General features: G+C 32.1%; 17 protein-coding genes. 6 read left to right on the top strand and 11 right to left on the bottom strand.

Translation table 11 applies throughout. From position 1 onward, the window contains the following. Positions 1-17: 17 nt before the first annotated feature. Positions 18-1,478: a TonB-dependent receptor gene (locus ACXX80_RS00800; protein WP_417950166.1), complete on the bottom strand. Its 1,461-nt coding sequence runs from the start codon at positions 1,476-1,478 to the stop codon at positions 18-20. Between the two features lie 94 nt (positions 1,479-1,572). On the opposite strand from ACXX80_RS00800, the gene ACXX80_RS00795 reads away from it, so the two are divergent. From ACXX80_RS00795 to ACXX80_RS00785, 3 genes are read left to right on the top strand one after another with little or no spacing between them, the layout of a single operon-like run. After that, entirely contained in the window at positions 1,573-2,337 is a 765-nt protein-coding gene (locus tag ACXX80_RS00795; protein ID WP_458551602.1) for an MBL fold metallo-hydrolase, read from the top strand. Positions 2,338-2,348: 11 nt separating this feature from the next. After that, a complete protein-coding gene (locus tag ACXX80_RS00790; RefSeq protein WP_458551601.1) occupies positions 2,349-2,849 on the top strand; it encodes a hypothetical protein in 501 nt (166 codons plus the stop codon). 2 nt (positions 2,850-2,851) lie between these two features. Then, entirely contained in the window at positions 2,852-3,298 is a 447-nt protein-coding gene (locus ACXX80_RS00785; protein WP_458551600.1) for a hypothetical protein, read from the top strand. A 6-nt stretch (positions 3,299-3,304) separates the two neighbouring features. Here ACXX80_RS00785 and ACXX80_RS00780 read toward each other — a convergent pair whose 3' ends face one another. The 4 genes from ACXX80_RS00780 to ACXX80_RS00765 form a co-directional block, all read right to left on the bottom strand. Then, positions 3,305-3,952 (bottom strand): alpha/beta hydrolase, encoded by a 648-nt coding sequence (locus ACXX80_RS00780; protein WP_458551599.1) that lies wholly within the window; start codon positions 3,950-3,952, stop codon positions 3,305-3,307. Positions 3,953-3,956: 4 nt separating this feature from the next. Continuing rightward, positions 3,957-4,307: a hypothetical protein gene (locus ACXX80_RS00775; RefSeq protein ID WP_458551598.1), complete on the bottom strand. Its 351-nt coding sequence runs from the start codon at positions 4,305-4,307 to the stop codon at positions 3,957-3,959. A gap of 4 nt (positions 4,308-4,311) precedes the next feature. Then, entirely contained in the window at positions 4,312-5,565 is a 1,254-nt protein-coding gene (locus tag ACXX80_RS00770) for a dihydroorotase (RefSeq protein ID WP_458551597.1), read from the bottom strand. 114 nt (positions 5,566-5,679) lie between these two features. Beyond that, a complete protein-coding gene (locus ACXX80_RS00765) occupies positions 5,680-7,608 on the bottom strand; it encodes a BatA domain-containing protein (protein ID WP_458551596.1) in 1,929 nt (642 codons plus the stop codon). Between the two features lie 182 nt (positions 7,609-7,790). Between ACXX80_RS00765 and ACXX80_RS00760 the strand changes: the two genes are divergently transcribed. After that, positions 7,791-8,903 carry a lactonase family protein gene (locus ACXX80_RS00760; protein ID WP_458551595.1) on the top strand — a complete coding sequence of 371 codons (1,113 nt, stop codon included), beginning with the start codon at positions 7,791-7,793 and terminating at the stop codon, positions 8,901-8,903. 58 nt (positions 8,904-8,961) lie between these two features. Here ACXX80_RS00760 and ACXX80_RS00755 read toward each other — a convergent pair whose 3' ends face one another. From ACXX80_RS00755 to ACXX80_RS00740, 4 genes are all read right to left on the bottom strand, one after another. After that, positions 8,962-10,314 (bottom strand): DEAD/DEAH box helicase, encoded by a 1,353-nt coding sequence (locus tag ACXX80_RS00755; protein WP_315207822.1) that lies wholly within the window; start codon positions 10,312-10,314, stop codon positions 8,962-8,964. Positions 10,315-10,430: 116 nt separating this feature from the next. After that, on the bottom strand, positions 10,431-11,195 hold the full coding sequence (locus ACXX80_RS00750) for a TIGR02757 family protein (protein ID WP_458551594.1): 765 nt from the start codon (positions 11,193-11,195) through the stop codon (positions 10,431-10,433). Next, complete coding sequence (locus tag ACXX80_RS00745; RefSeq protein ID WP_458551593.1) at positions 11,188-12,870, bottom strand: LIC_10190 family membrane protein; 1,683 nt, start codon at positions 12,868-12,870, stop codon at positions 11,188-11,190. Before ACXX80_RS00745 ends, ACXX80_RS00750 begins: the two co-directional genes overlap by 8 nt. 5 nt (positions 12,871-12,875) lie before the next feature. After that, positions 12,876-13,538, bottom strand: a complete 663-nt coding sequence (locus ACXX80_RS00740; protein WP_417966295.1) for an ABC transporter ATP-binding protein — start codon at positions 13,536-13,538, stop codon at positions 12,876-12,878. Between the two features lie 245 nt (positions 13,539-13,783). Between ACXX80_RS00740 and msrA the strand changes: the two genes are divergently transcribed. Then, positions 13,784-14,332 carry a peptide-methionine (S)-S-oxide reductase MsrA gene (gene msrA / locus ACXX80_RS00735; RefSeq protein ID WP_417966382.1) on the top strand — a complete coding sequence of 183 codons (549 nt, stop codon included), beginning with the start codon at positions 13,784-13,786 and terminating at the stop codon, positions 14,330-14,332. A 41-nt stretch (positions 14,333-14,373) separates the two neighbouring features. Continuing rightward, entirely contained in the window at positions 14,374-14,673 is a 300-nt protein-coding gene (locus ACXX80_RS00730; protein WP_458551592.1) for a hypothetical protein, read from the top strand. Between the two features lie 14 nt (positions 14,674-14,687). On the opposite strand, the gene ACXX80_RS00725 is transcribed toward ACXX80_RS00730, so the two are convergent. Then, positions 14,688-14,990, bottom strand: coding sequence for a DUF6787 family protein (locus tag ACXX80_RS00725; protein WP_458551591.1), 303 nt, complete (start codon positions 14,988-14,990; stop codon positions 14,688-14,690). A gap of 32 nt (positions 14,991-15,022) precedes the next feature. Further along, the gene (locus tag ACXX80_RS00720; protein ID WP_417966293.1) at positions 15,023-15,457 is read right to left on the bottom strand and encodes a DUF6146 family protein; all 435 of its coding nucleotides are present in this window, start codon (positions 15,455-15,457) and stop codon (positions 15,023-15,025) included. Positions 15,458-15,521 lie beyond the last annotated feature (64 nt).

Genomic DNA, 15,521 nt, shown 5'->3' with positions numbered 1-15,521 from the left:
TATACTTTGAAAACTACTTAATTACTTTCCTTCAAAACTTTATTTGGGTCATACCCAAAGAGACGGTGTTCTTTGATTATTTCTGCAATACCAGTAGGAAGCATTGTTTCCCAACCTGGTTTTCCATTATTAATCATATTTAAAACTTCACGAGAGAATACTTCTAAAATAGATGGGTCATAATCATCGATATCGACTACTTTTCCGTTGAATTTAAAGAATTTGTATAATTCTTTCATTCTTGGATGAACTTTCAAGTTTTCTGATGTGATTATTTCTCCATCTTCTCCAATCATTGGATACAAGAAAACTTTCATATCGCGATAGAATAACTTTCCAAAAGCTTCCAAAATTCCACCGCTTAAATGACGGTAATATTTTTCATCAAAAATATCTACTAAATTATTCACGCCCATGGCTAATCCCATTCTAGCTTTGGTGTAATTAGCAAAATATTCCACCACTTTATAATATTCCTGGAAGTTTGAAATCATTACCGTTTGTCCAAGAGAACACAGTAATTCAGCTCTATCCATAAAATCTCTTTCATCAATTTCACCATCAGAACGTAAGTTTGATAATGTAATTTCAAAAACTACCAGTGTATTTTCAGCATTCACTTTATTCTCGTTCAAGAACATTTTCAATGATTTCTCATACATGTCCATGTTTACTTTTGTAACGGGACGAAAACTACCTCTAAAAGCAAGAATGTTTTTCTTGTATAAAATTGCTGCGGGAAGAATATTTTTACCTTCTGGGTTAAACATTACCGCATCAGTCATTCCATTTTTTACTAATTGTAAACTCATCAAACGATTGTCTACATCAGCAAAACGTGGTCCTGAGAAATTTATAGTATCTATTTCTAATTGATCTTTATCTAAGTGGTCGTATAAATAGCGCAACAATCGTTTGGGATCATTGTATTTATAATAAGCGCCATAAATTAAGTTTACACCAAGAATACCAAGTGTTTCTTGCTGTAATCGTACATCAGTTTCTTTAAATCGAATGTGAATGATAATTTCGTTATAATCTTCATCTGGTTCAATTTGATAACTAATTCCAACCCAACCATGTCCTTTAAATTGTTTTGCAAAATCAATAGTAGCTACAGTATTGGCATAACTAAAAAACATTTTGTTAGGATGTTTCTCTCTGCTCAATCTTTTTTCTATTAGATTTACTTCATGAGAAAGCATTTTTTTAAGCCGGCTTTCTGTTACGTAACGGCCATCTTCTTCAATGCCATATACAGCATCACTAAAGTCTTTGTCATACGCAGACATTGCTTTTGCAATTGTACCTGAAGAACCACCAGATCTAAAAAAATGTCTTACAGTTTCTTGACCAGCTCCAATTTCTGCAAAAGTTCCGTAAATATTTTCATTTAAATTGATACGTAGTGCTTTGTCTTTAATCGAAGGGATTTGTTCGATGATTTTGTCACCTTTTAATTTTATTTCTGTATCCATTTTCTTTTAATATGGCTAATATTTTGCAAAGTTAATGAAATAGGTTTCTAATGAAAGATAATTAACCCTATTTTTGTAAATAAAAGCAATAAAATTGAAGGTATATTTTTTAGGAACTGGCACATCACAAGGGATTCCTGTTATTGGGAGCAATCATCCAGTATGTAAAAGCACTGATTTTAAAGACAAAAGACTAAGAGTTTCCGTTTGGATTTCTTGGGAAAATCATTCTTTTGTAATCGATTGCGGACCTGATTTCAGACAACAAATGCTTTCTTCAAATTGTCAAAAAGTAGATGGAATCCTCTTTACTCATGAACATGCTGACCACACAGCAGGAATAGATGATATTCGTCCGTTTAATTTCAAGCAGGGAGAAATACCAATTTATGCACATCAAAGGGTTATAGATAATCTGAGAAGACGGTTTGAATATGTTTTTGAAACGGTAAATAAATATCCAGGCGCACCTTCTGTTGCAACTATAGAAGTTGTCAACAATCAACCATTTTCTCTAGGAAATAAAACGGTAATTCCTATTGATGTAATGCATGGAAATCTTCAGGTTTTTGGATATCGAATAGATGATTTTGCCTATTTGACTGATGTAAAAACGATTGAAAAAAGCGAAATTGAAAAATTAAAAAATTTGAAGGTCTTGGTAATAAATGCGTTACGAGAAGAGCCTCATGATACGCATTTCAATTTGAAAGAAGCATTAGATTTTATAACTTTGGTGCAACCTAAAACTACTTATCTAACACACATTAGTCATAGTATGGGATACCATGAAGAGGTTCAAAGAAAACTTCCTCCAAATGTTTTCCTAGCGTATGACAATTTAGAAATTACATTATAATTTAATCCACAATGAAACAATCACTATTCCTTTATCTCACTATTTTAGCGGTACTTTCTTCAATTTTTACTTATATGTTTTTGAGTAAACAGGTTACATTTGAACAAACAAGGTATGAAAAAACTACAAAAAAGTTAAGAGACAGTATACGTTTAGTTTCAAATCAGTTAGCTGATGCCAACTATTTTTCTTTGGCTAAAAATGAAAATGCCCAAAATTATTTTGATTCAGGTAGTTCAGATAAAATAATTCAATACGAAAAATTAATTCCTGTTGTTACCGAAAAATTATTAGATTTTAATTCCAATCCAAAAGGGAATCCTTATACCGGTCAAGATCAAATTGGAACTAATAAATTTATTATCAACAAAGTAAGAATTCTAAACCACAGATGGATTATTGCGGATTTTAGTGATGGCGAAATTTGGGGAGAAGTTTTATTAAAATATTTTGTCAATCCTGATGATAGTATTTCATTCGAAGTAAATCTATCATTGTTATATCAAAAATAAATATGAAAAAGGGATTATTGTTTTCGGTAATAATCATTTTTGCTTTTTCTTGTGCAAAGCAAATGGATCATAAAATGGAATCTAAGAGTCCAATTCTAAAAGAAGAAAAACCACCATTAGTAGGTGGCGATTTGGATGAAAACGGTTGTAAAGCTTCTGCCGGTTATACTTGGTCTGTGTTGAGAAAGGAGTGTATCCGGGTTTTTGAAATCGGAACTCGATTAAATCATTACGAGCAAAGCGGAGAAACTGCAACTACATCAGCTTTTGTGATTTTTGAAGCTAACAACGGTAATAAAGCAGAATTGTTTTTGGATACCCAAAAGGAATCTATCGTATTAGAACGAAAATCCGAAGGCCAACCATGGGTTAAGGATGATTGGCAATTGATTCCTTGGAAAGGTTATGTTTTGAAAAAAGCCGAAGAAATTAAATATACAGGACAATAAAATCGGTTAGTTATTTTCTAACCAATTTTTAAAGTCATAAAAGTTCTGTGGTGCCACTCCATGACCAACAGGATATTCTTTATAGGTTGTATTTATTCCTAAATTTTCTAATATTGCAGGTGTTTTTCTAGCCCATTCTACTGGAATGACCTGGTCAACTGTTCCGTGTGAAGCAAATATTTTCAAGTTAGTAAAGTTGTTTTTAAGATAATCCTCAGCTACAATTTCTAAATTCAAATAGCCGCTCATAGCGACCACTTTTTGAATTTTTTCTGGGTAAGAAAGCGCAACAGCATAACTCAAGATTGAACCTTGGCTGAAGCCAACTAAAGCAACTTTCTGAGCATCTATAGGATAGGTTTGAATCAATTCATCAATAAATTCAGCTATTAAATCCCTTGAAACTTTGGCTTGTTCGTGGTCAGAAAATTTGTTTTCGTCTGCATCAAAGTTTATAGCATACCACGCAAAAGCACCGTATTGCATATCATAAGGCGCACGCGCTGAAATAATATAATATTCTTCCGGAAGTTCAGTCGCGAAGGAAAATAAATCCTCTTCATTGCTTCCGTATCCATGCAATAAAAGGATTAGAGGATTCTTGTCTAATTTTATTTTTGGTTCTCTTATTTTGTATTCTAAAGATAAATTCATCGGGTTATGATATGTTTTTAAGCCATTTTTGAAAATATGTTCCCAATAAAGGAACCGGTTTTGTTTCTCCTTTTATAGCACTGGTAATGCCATAAGACCATAAAATAAACACGAAAATCCACATTGGAGCTGAAATCATCAAGCTGTCAAAATTGCTGATGATTAGTCCCAGTGATATAAACGTTAATGTGAGTCCCAGTCCTTGACGGATGTGAAAAGAAGCAAACGCATTTTTGTCCTCTGAGTTCATAGACATTGCTATAAACACGCCAATTCCTAAAATATAGCTAGTAATGGCGGCAGTTTTTCCTGACTCAGAATTATTATTATTATTATTATTATTATTATTATTCATTTTTCTATGCTAAAATTAATTTTCCTTGATTCACAATTCCATGAACTTTTCCTTTGATTTCAGTTTTTAGAAAAGCGGAGTTTTTCGATTTGGATAAAATAGATGATTTTGTGAAAATACTTTTTGGTTCAGGATTGAATAAGGTAATATTTGCTTTTGAACCTTCATTTATGATTTGGATATCAATACCGAATGTTGATTTTCCAGCGGTCAATTTATCTATTACGGTTTCTAATGGCAATACAGTCATCAAAGCACCAAAAGCGCTTTCCATTCCGATTGTTCCATTTTTGGCACCGTCAAATTCCATTTTCTTATGTTCAATGTCTATTGGATTATGGTCGGATGTAATCATATCGATAGTTCCGTCTTTTATCCCTTTCAACAAAGCCTTTCTATCGGTTTCAGTTCTTAGCGGCGGCGAAACTTTATAACGGGTATCAAAACTTTCCAGTTTTTCATCGGTTAAAACCAAATGATGTACTGCCGCACTACACGTTACATTTAATCCATTTGCTTTAGCCTCTTTGATTAATTGAACTGATTTTTTAGTCGAAATTGTCGGAATGTGAAGTTTCCCTCCGGTATATTCTAACAGAAATAAATTTCTTGCGATTTGCAATTCTTCGGCAAGATTTGGAATTCCTTTCAAACCCAATCGGGTAGAAACAATGCCTTCATTTGCAACTCCATTTCCTTTTATATTCTCGTCTTGAGAAAAAGCAAGAATCAATCCATCAAAATCCTGAACGTATTGTAAAGCGATTTTTAGCAAATTAGCATTATCCAAACTTTTATTATAATCTCCAAAAGCAACTGCTCCCGCATTTTTCATATCATACAATTCAGCCATATCTTTTCCTGCGCTTTCTTTGCTTAAAGCGCCAATAGGATAGAGTTGAGTTGCAAATCCTAATGCTTTATTTAATACAAAATTCACTTGGGATTGATTATCAATAATAGGAAAGGAGTTGGGGTGTAATGCTATTGCCGTAAAACCGCTTTTAGCAGCTACAGTAAGTCCGTTTGAAATGGTTTCTCGGTCTTCAAAACCAGGTTCTCCAAGAGAAACGCTACTGTCAAACCAGCCTTGGGAAACATGTAAATTATCAAGTTTTACCTCTTCTGCTTTATCCGGATTTGGAAGCGTTGTTCCAATTTTTTTTATAAAACCATCAACAATTAAAATATCTACAGTCTTATTATGAAAGGGACTTTTCGAATCGATAATTTTTGCTTCTCTGATGATTAATTTCATATGTAGATAATATTTGTTTTTTTTAATAGAATATGGAATTTGCATTGACTTTTACGACCAAATTACGGTCATGCTCATTTCATCTTTATTTTTTAATAATTGGGCCTTCGTTATTTACTTTACGAATCGTATAATTGCCATTTCGGTTATTAGAAATAACAGTGCAAAGATAACAAACCATTTCCAAATTTGATTATCAGTCCTGTCAGTTTGTAAAGAGTCAAATAGCGATGGGATTGATTCGATTGTTTTATAGTCAGAAAGGATATTGTCATTGGCTGAAGCCAAATCACTTTCGGTTCTGTTGTAATTAAAACTGATGTTTTCAATCCACTCTTTTTTATTGTAAATGCTGAAATTTCCAGCTTGTTCCGGATAATCATTGAAAGTCATTTTGACTTTATTATTCAGAATTTGTTGGATAGGAATAAATTGTTCATCTGAGCCTTTTACCGTTAAAATAGCATCTTTGTTTAGCGATACTTCTGTAAAATGCGGATTGTTATTCCCAATTATCAAAGCATTTACACCGTTATTTTGATTGTGCATCGCCATCTTGTAAAATGTAGGTACAATTAATGGAGATTGTTGGAAATTTGAATTTTCAATGTTGATAGGAGCTGCAAAAACAGCAACTGCTGAAACTGAATTTGCGATCGATGTCAAGAAAATACTTTGGTCCTCATAAGACAAAACAGCAGGACTGGAACTTGATAATATAAACGAACTTTTTGTTTTTGGATATTGAAAATTAGTCACTCTATTTTCAAAAACACTATTGAATATAGGATGATTAAAGTTGATTTTAGTAATCAGCTTTTCTCTGTTTTCTAAAGCATTGAATTTTAGGTTTCCAAAATTCGACATAAAAGAATTCATATTTGTAATGAAACTTATCGCCGAAGGAATCACAATTAAATTTCCGCCTTTCTCTACGAAAGATTTCAAAGTGGTTGCCAAAGCTTGGGGAATTTCATCTAATTCATTTAAAATAATAGTGTTTTGTTCTTCAAGTTTATTGTAGTCTAATGCGCTTAAAGTATAATTGTTGAAATTGAATTCTTCACTGGTGTAAATTCGGGAAAGGAAGTTGCTTTTTGCTGGTTCTCCAATGCTGATGATGTTGTTTTTTTTCGTTTTAGAAATGCTAAAATATAACGTGTTATCATAAGACAAACCGTTGTCAACTATTGAGAAATAACCATGAAAGGATTGTTTTGGAATCGTAAAGTTGAGATTTTTTTTCTTCGTGTCTAAAGTTACTATCGTTTTAGCAATAAGCTTGTTTTCATTGTATAAAGAAATTGGAATCGGGTTGAAATCATCTCCATAACCGGATATTTGGACGCTAATTTCATAAAAATTGTCCAATGTTTTATTGATGAAAACGCTATCAATTGATACATTATTTTTTTGTTCTGCTTTTGGGATTATAAATAAGGGAGAATCAGTTGCATCGCTATTTTTCAGTTGTTTTTTATCAAGGCCAACAGCGTCGGTAATGATAACGATGTCCTTTTTAAAAGCCGATTTATGCGCTTTTATTTTTGCCGTTATATTGTCCAATTGGAACGGAGTAGCGCTGTATTTTAGATTTTGCAAGGCACTACGAACCGACTTTATATCAGTGTTCCAATAATTCTCGGAATTAGTGAGCAAAGAAAAATTGACGTTTTCCGGAGTTTCTTCTAGCAGTTCCTGAACAGCTCTTTTTAGTAATTCTCCTTTTTTGCCTTTGGCTTGCATACTAAAAGAATTATCCAAAATGATATACAATTCATTGTTGGCATTTTTACTGTCTTTGGACGCAAAAAAAGGCTGCGCAAATGCTATAATAATACAAGTTAGCAGTAATAAACGACAGGCGAGAAGCAGCCATTTCTTGATTTTAGAGCTTTTTCTGGTTTGTATAGAAAGTGCTTTTAAGAAACGAACATTAGTAAAATATTCTTTTTTGAAACGGCGTAATTGAAATAAATGAACCAAAATTGGAACAATCAGCAAGAACAGAAAGTATAGAATTTCGGGATGTTTAAAATGCATTCTGAGGTTGAGTTTACTTCACTAGATTTTATTTTCAATGGAGTTCATTGAATTTCGTGAGTCAAAAATACAAATTTGTTGACAGTTTTAGTTGAAGTTGTTATAATTTTTCAAAGGAATAAACATTTGACATTCATTATGAATATAATGTGTATTTTAGCTTTCTAATAAATTTTAAAAACATGAAAAAGCCGTTTGCAGTTCTTCTATTCATTTTCATTTTTACAAGTGTTCAGGCACAAAAAAATACATTCAATTTACTGATTGGAACCTATACCCAAAGTTGTGACAGTAAAGGAATTTATGTATATGATTTTGATTCAAACACAGGCGATTTCAGTTTTAAAAATGCTACTGAAAAGGTTATAAATCCAAGTTACTTGACGGTTTCAAAAGATAATAATTTTGTGTATTCCGTAAATGAATTTGGTGCTGAAAGCACAGTAAGTTCTTTTAGTTATAATCCAGCAAGTGGAAAATTAGACTTAATCAACAAGCAAAACTCCAAAGGTGCCGATCCTTGTTACATTATAAACGATGATAAAAATGTAATCGTTGCCAATTATTCTGGCGGAAATATTTCTGTTTTCAGTAAAAATGATGATGGAAGTCTTGCTGGAGCTAAGCAAGTAATACAGCATTATGGAAAAGGAATTAACGCACAAAGACAAGAACGTCCTCATGTGCATATGGTTCATTTTTCTCCAGATAAAAAGTTCGTTTTGTCCAATGATTTAGGGAATGACAAAGTGTATTCCTATGGCTATAATCCTAATGCTGCTAGTACTGTTTTAGAATTGAAAGATAGTATTTCTGTAAAATCTGGAAGTGGACCAAGACATTTAACCTTTAGCAAAGACGGAAAATTTGTTTATCTATTACAGGAACTTGACGGAGCGTTAACGGTATTTAGTTACGCCAACGGAATATTAAAGAAGATTGATGAAACGACTATTTTAGCTAAAGGCTTCAAAGGAACGTTCAGTTCTGCGGATATTCATATTTCGCCTGATGGGAAGTTTTTATATGCGTCTAATCGTGGTGAAGCCAATAACATTACAATTTTTAAAATTCTAAAAAACGGAAAATTAGTATTGAAAGGACAAAACAGTACTTTAGGGAAAGGACCTAGGAATTTTGCGATTGATCCTACTGGGAATTTTCTTTTGGTAGCTCATCAATATACAAATGACGTGGTAATTTTTAAAAGAAGTAAAAAGACTGGATTACTTACTGATACTGGTAAAAAAATAACTTTATGTTCTCCGGTTTGTTTGGTTTTTACCAAGAATTAATAATACAGTTCAAGAAAAAAGGCTAAAAATGATTGTCATTTTTAGCCTTTTTTTAGTATTATTTATTCTTGTCTTTTCTCTTTTTGTCTCTGGTTTTTAGCATATTTCTATTTACAGAACCGTGCGTTTTTTTCTTAGTTACACCAGGTCCGCCCAAATTGACTTTCTTATTCTTTTTGCTTTTTTCTTGAAAAGCACCATCTCCTGCCAGTTTCTGTTTTTTCATCATAAACTTAATCGGTTGTCTGTCTTTTTCAGGTTCGATTAATTTTGAAGAAACTTCAACGGTTTCCGGAAAAGGTTCGATTGCTAATTCCATATTCATTAGCACTTCTATTTCCACTTTAGATTCTTCTTCACGAGGAGCGATAAGACTTATTGCGGTTCCTGTAGCATCTGCACGTCCAGTTCTACCAATTCTGTGCATGTATAGTTCTGGCATTTCTGGCATTTCGAAATTGATAACATGGGTGATATTAGAAATATCTAGACCTCTTGCCATAATATCTGTGGTAATCAATCCACGCAGATTTCCTTCTTGAAAAGAAGCCATAGTACTCAAACGATAATTTTGTGATTTATTCGAGTGAATTACTCCAAACTGACCTTCAAAATCTTCTTCGATACGTTCGTGAACCATATCTGAAATCTTCTTATTATTAACAAATACCAGCACACGACTCATGTCTTCGTTGTTTTGTAATAAGTGTTTCAGAAGATTTATTTTGGTATTGAAATTGGGAACATTATAGGTGATTTGTTGAATGTTTTCCAATGGAGTTCCTGATGCCGAAAGCGTAACTTCTTCCGGATAATCAAAATAATCATTTAAAATAGCATCTACTTCATCCGTCATAGTTGCCGAAAACAGTATGTTTTGACGTTTTTTTGGCATCATAGCCAAAATAGCCGTTAATTGGGTGCGGAAACCTAAATTAAGCATTTCGTCAAACTCATCGATTACCAATTTTTGCATTTCTTCAAAACGAATCACATTGTCCAGCGTTAAATCCATGATTCTTCCTGGAGTTCCCACTAGGATGTCGCAACCTTGATAAACGGTTGTTTTTTGGGTATTGATGTTGACACCACCAAAAATACCAACAGTACGAACTGACATGTATTTTGTCAATTTTTCTACTTCTTCCACCACTTGTACTACAAGCTCACGTGTAGGAACCAGAATTACTATTTTAGGAGTATGTCCCGGAGTAAATTTGTATAATTTTAATAAAGGTAATAAATAGGCAAATGTTTTACCTGTACCAGTTTGTGCAATTCCCATCATATCTCTTCCAGACATTATCACAGAAAAAGTTTTTTCTTGGATAGGAGTTGGAGATGTAAATCCTAAATCATCTATTGCTTTTTGTACAGATTTAGGGAGATTGAATTGTTCGAAAGTGCTCATTTGCTTAAATTTTGTGCAAAGGTACGCTAAATTTTAGAATTCATTAGATTCTTATATTTTTAGATTTCAGGTTTTTAAAATTAGTCTAAAAATTAAGGGAGTCTAACTCATCTAATTTAAAATTTTTCGAAAACACCTAATCCAAATAACGCAAAGTCATATTTTACTGGATCATTCGCATCGAATTCGCGAAGTTTTAAATCTAATTCAGCTAATGCTTTGCCATCATTTTGTTTTCTGGTCAGCAATCCTAATTTTCGGGCTACGTTACCAGAATGCACATCTAAAGGACAGGATAAAGATGCTGGAGAAATACTTTTCCAGATTCCTAAATCGACACCTTTACTATCTTGGCGGACCATCCAGCGTAAATACATATTTATTCGCTTGGCTGCAGAATTGTTCAGAGGGTCTGAAATGTGTTTTTGTGTTCTAAATTGATGGGGAATTTCGAAGAATGTCTTTTTGAATTCCGAGATGCTGTTTTGCATGGTTTTTAACTCTTGGTTTTTAGCATATACGGATTCTAATCCATTATGGTTTTTATAGATGTTTTTTAGACTTCTTATAAAACTTGCAAAATCCTGACCATTAAAAGTTCTATGAACAAAAGTTTCTAGTCGTTCCAAATCATTTTCCGAATGTGACATGACAAAATCATAAGGTGCATTTCCCATTAAATCCATCATTTTATGGGAATTTTTGATAATCATTTTGCGATTTCCCCAAGCAATGGTAGCACTTAGAAAACCGGCAATTTCGATATCTTCTTTTTGTGAAAATAAATGCGGAATTTGCACAGGATCACTTTCGATGAAGTCGAGAGTGTTATATTGTTCCACTTTCTCATCGAGGAAAGATTTGAGTTCTTTCTTATTCATTATGTGCAATGCGTTTGGAATAAAATCCATCGCCTAAATTAGAAGTCCGTAGCTGTGGTTTTATGTAATAATACTGCTTGAAATAATCAATTTGAACTTTGTTCACACAAGGCAAATCGCCATTGGCAGTACCATAAAAAAAGAAGTTTTCTTGAGGAGAATTATAGTTCAAGTTACCTTCATTTATTTTTTCGAAAGCTATTTCGGCATATTTAGAGTTTTTTTCTGGTAATAAAATTTGATGCCAACTATAGGGTTCTATTTGCTGGTGGTGTTTGTTTACTGTTAGGTTTTCATAATTGATAAATTCAATTAAAATAAGAGGAAAAATAATATTTGCAAGTAATGATAATCGAATAATATTAGTTTTCATTTTAAAATATGTTAAAACAGAACTCACTGCTAAAACAGATAAAAACACAAATTCTGGTAGGAAAAACCGAAATTGTGGCGAAGTTAAAAGCAGTATTACAAAATGGATGACAAGTATTAGTAACAAAATTTTATATTTAGTTTGCTTCTTAAATTTGATTATAAATAATCCAAAAACAAATAAAATAAGTATCCCAAAATTAAAAAAACGATTAATACCCTCAAGGTTTAACCACGATTTTAAGTTGATTGATAATGAAGGATTATAGAAAGAATCGTTTTGGCTATAACCTTCTCTTTTGGTGTAATCAGAAATGAATTTTAATACTTCTTCCGGAATTTTCCAATCAGTATGTAAAGGTAAAAAATCAAATGGATATAACGGGTAACCTGTGATTATAGCGTTTTTTAGTAATAAAATAATAGCTATTAATGTTCCGAAAATGAATAAAAACGAAATTCTTTTTTTGTTAAAATGATGTAAATAAATAAAAAGTAATCCAAAAGGAGCAATGGTAATTTTTATAAACAGAAGATATAAATATAAAAGTGTTACAATTTTGAAATTATCTAGAGAATCTTCTTTGTCTAAAAAATAATAGAAAAGAATTTGGGACACCAGAATTATTGATAAATCAGGGGAGGGTGCATTGATAAATTGAAAAAAAAGAATATTGAATATCAGAATAAATCCGATCCAATGAATTTCTCCGTTCCTTGATTGTTTTTTTTCGAATTCAGTTATAAAATAAACGGAGGAAAATAATAGTAAAAATCCATTTATATCATTGATCCTATCGGTAAAGAAACTAAAATTAAAACCCGCTTGCAAAACGTGAAACGGTGATGTTTGTCCTAAATAGATATGAAGATTAGCTAATCCTTTTACGAATCCATATTCGTTAATCCATTTTATGGTTTGTAGATAATAGCTTTCATTATCAATGAGAAAAGGTGATTGTGCACATTTAAATAATGCAAAAATAAATAGTGTTGAAAGGATAAGTTTTGAAATTGTTGAGATCCAAAGTATGTCCGTTTTTATTTCTTTCAAACTATTTTTTATATCTCGTGATTTCCAGAAAGAAAATCCAATGACAATAAGAAAATTAATAAGAAAAACAATCCAGCCAATTTTAAAGAAAAAGCTGCATATACTTAATCCAAAACATTGCATAAACATGCCTAAAAATATAGTGATATAATTATCAGTAGTGTTTATTTTGAATATTGATTTTGCTATGATTCCTGTAGGAATGCAAAATAATAACAGTACAACCCAACTTAATGCTATTATAATCATTAATACTAATTTGAAATTAAGCCGTCAACCATTACTAATTTTCTGTCGGCCATATTGGCTAAATCTTCATTATGTGTTACAATCACGAAAGTTTGTCCCAACTCATCACGCAATTTAAAGAATAATTGATGTAGGTTTTCAGCCGAAGCAGTATCGAGATTTCCCGAAGGTTCATCTGCAAAAATGATTGCAGGCTTGTTGATTAAGGCTCTTGCAACAGCCACACGTTGCTGTTCCCCTCCAGAAAGTTCATTGGGTTTATGATTCATTCTATGAGAAAGTCCAAGATAAGTCAGCAGTTTTTTTGCTTCAATCTCAGTTTCCAGTTTTGATTTATTAGCAATGAAAGCGGGAATGCAAACATTCTCTAATGCTGTAAATTCAGGTAATAATTGATGAAATTGAAAAATAAAACCTAAATTTAGATTTCTGAATTTAGATAAGGTTTTGTCATTCATAGTCAGAATGTCTTCATTATTGATGCGCAATTCAATTCCGTTTTCAACTGTTGGCTTGTCTAAAGTTCCAAGGATTTGCAAAAGAGTTGTTTTTCCTGCTCCAGAAGCCCCAACGATAGAGACAATTTCTCCTTTTTGAATATGTAAATCGACTCCTTTTAACACATGCAGTTGATCGTAATATTTATGTAAATTTTTGGCTTGTATCATTTTGAAACTGTTTTGACAAAGAAACAAAGATTTTAATGATTATTAAATGCATCCCAATATATTTTGCTTTGACAAAAGATAAACTTTAGTTAATATCTTATAATTGGTTGGTTTTAATGGATAAATTTGATTTTAAATCTAGAATGATGAAAAAAATAATTGGTATTTTTCTGGCACTATTGCCTTTTTCATTTTGTGCAAAAGAAAAGAGTAGTGCTGTGCCAAAAAGTAAAGAAACAAAAAATATGGAAATACAAAACGGATTAGAAGTTGCAACCTTAGCAGGAGGTTGTTTTTGGTGTACAGAAGCAGTTTTCTTAGAACTGGATGGAGTAAAAAAAGTTGTTTCAGGATACATTGGTGGTGCTACTGTAAACCCAACATACAAAGATATTTGCAATGGAGATACGGGTCATGCGGAAGCTATTGAAATTACTTTTGATCCAAGCCAAATAAGTTTTGGAGAACTATTGGAAATATTTTTTGCTACACACGACCCAACAACGTTAAATCGTCAAGGAAATGATGTTGGTACACAATATAGAAGTGAAATTTTTTACCATAATCCTATTCAAAAACAGCTTTCGGAAGATTACATAGCTTTGATGACCAGCGAGAATACATTTGGGAAACCAATTGTAACTAAGATTTCTGCAGCGTCTAAATTTTATGAAGCCGAAGATTATCATCAAAATTATTACAATCAAAACAAAACACAAGGCTATTGCAGTTATGTTATTACTCCAAAAATTGAGAAGCTGAAAAAAGTGTATCAAGACAAGTTGAAAAAATAATTGGCATTAGATTTGTACATTTCCTGATAAATTGAAATAGTATGACAGAGCAAGTGCCCGTTAGTGTAGAAAATAATAAAACAAGGAATCTTATATTAGGAATTCTGTTGGATGCGTTAGGATTAGTATCGTTTACAGTTCCATTAGTTGGCGAATTTTCAGATGTGATTTGGGCGCCATTAGCTGGGTTTTTAATGACTTGGATGTATAAAGGAACCATAGGACGAGTAGGAGGTGTGGTTACTTTTCTGGAAGAAATTTTACCTTTTTCGGATTTTATACCAACGTTTACATTGACATGGATTTATAAGTATTGGATTAAAAACAAAAACGCCTCGTAATTGAGGCGTTTTTGTTATTCTGTAAAAAGAAATCCTAATCCCATGCGTTTTAGCATCTTTTTTTCGAATGCCCAAAAGAATTTGAACTGCCCAAAAACAAAACCGATTAGTACTAAAAGTACTTGGTATATAGGGAAAATTAAAAGTAATCGAACAGGTGTAAACCAATAGCCTAGGTCTTCTTTTGTAATTCCCAACCAAAAACAAAATGGTTTTGACAACCATGCCGAAGCCGAGCCTGTAATTGCAAAAACGATAAATATGATTATGAGTTGGAAATTAGTTGCAATTCCCCAACGTTGCTTTAGTTTATTCATTTTTATTTATAATGATTACAAATATAGTAACATTATCTGATGGGGACTAAACCAAAAAGTTTTTGTTTATAGGTATTTTGAAAATAAATCATATAGTTGTAAATCAAATAATTTACTTCGTAGCCATAATCAATATTTGGATCATAATTGATGGACATTTCATATAAATTTGGATTGTATAGCACAGGCTGTAAAACGCGGTTATTCCACTCGCTGACATACAATTGATTTTTATTCTCTAAAAAGCTTTGAGAATGATATCCTCTAGGGGATGCTCTGGAGTTAAGCCATGTGCTAAAACCGGGATCAATAATGATAACTTCATATTCGAGCTCGTCGTTGGCAATTCGTATGGTATCGCCTTGATTTATAACAGGTTTTTTAGTACTTGGGAAATTAGACTTTGAAGTGTTACAACTAAAAATAGAAACTAGAATAATTGCTAATAAATAAACACTATTTTTCATAAAAAAAATTGAATAATAAATTTACAAAATTAAATGACTTGTTAGTAGTGTTTTAACATAAAAA

It is taken from the genome of Flavobacterium sp. GNP002, assembly GCF_054343795.1.
The sequence above is the reverse complement of the archived record's forward strand: the minus strand, read 5'-3'. Positions and strand labels throughout refer to the sequence as shown.

Bases quoted from the DNA above. Each gene is read 5' to 3' on its own strand.
- ACXX80_RS00800 (WP_417950166.1), bottom strand. From the start codon at position 1,478: ATGGATACAGAAATAAAATTAAAAGGTGACAAAATCATCGAACAAATC.
- ACXX80_RS00740 (WP_417966295.1), bottom strand. From the start codon at position 13,538: ATGATACAAGCCAAAAATTTACATAAATATTACGATCAACTGCATGTG.
- ACXX80_RS00750 (WP_458551594.1), bottom strand. From the start codon at position 11,195: ATGAATAAGAAAGAACTCAAATCTTTCCTCGATGAGAAAGTGGAACAA.
- ACXX80_RS00785 (WP_458551600.1), top strand. From the start codon at position 2,852: ATGAAAAAGGGATTATTGTTTTCGGTAATAATCATTTTTGCTTTTTCT.
- ACXX80_RS00755 (WP_315207822.1), bottom strand. From the start codon at position 10,314: ATGAGCACTTTCGAACAATTCAATCTCCCTAAATCTGTACAAAAAGCA.
- ACXX80_RS00780 (WP_458551599.1), bottom strand. From the start codon at position 3,952: ATGAATTTATCTTTAGAATACAAAATAAGAGAACCAAAAATAAAATTA.
- ACXX80_RS00765 (WP_458551596.1), bottom strand. From the start codon at position 7,608: ATGCATTTTAAACATCCCGAAATTCTATACTTTCTGTTCTTGCTGATT.
- ACXX80_RS00770 (WP_458551597.1), bottom strand. From the start codon at position 5,565: ATGAAATTAATCATCAGAGAAGCAAAAATTATCGATTCGAAAAGTCCC.
- ACXX80_RS00775 (WP_458551598.1), bottom strand. From the start codon at position 4,307: ATGAATAATAATAATAATAATAATAATAATAATAATTCTGAGTCAGGA.
- ACXX80_RS00725 (WP_458551591.1), bottom strand. From the start codon at position 14,990: ATGAATAAACTAAAGCAACGTTGGGGAATTGCAACTAATTTCCAACTC.
- ACXX80_RS00745 (WP_458551593.1), bottom strand. From the start codon at position 12,870: ATGATTATAATAGCATTAAGTTGGGTTGTACTGTTATTATTTTGCATT.
- ACXX80_RS00760 (WP_458551595.1), top strand. From the start codon at position 7,791: ATGAAAAAGCCGTTTGCAGTTCTTCTATTCATTTTCATTTTTACAAGT.
- ACXX80_RS00720 (WP_417966293.1), bottom strand. From the start codon at position 15,457: ATGAAAAATAGTGTTTATTTATTAGCAATTATTCTAGTTTCTATTTTT.
- msrA (WP_417966382.1), top strand. From the start codon at position 13,784: ATGGAAATACAAAACGGATTAGAAGTTGCAACCTTAGCAGGAGGTTGT.
- ACXX80_RS00730 (WP_458551592.1), top strand. From the start codon at position 14,374: ATGACAGAGCAAGTGCCCGTTAGTGTAGAAAATAATAAAACAAGGAAT.
- ACXX80_RS00790 (WP_458551601.1), top strand. From the start codon at position 2,349: ATGAAACAATCACTATTCCTTTATCTCACTATTTTAGCGGTACTTTCT.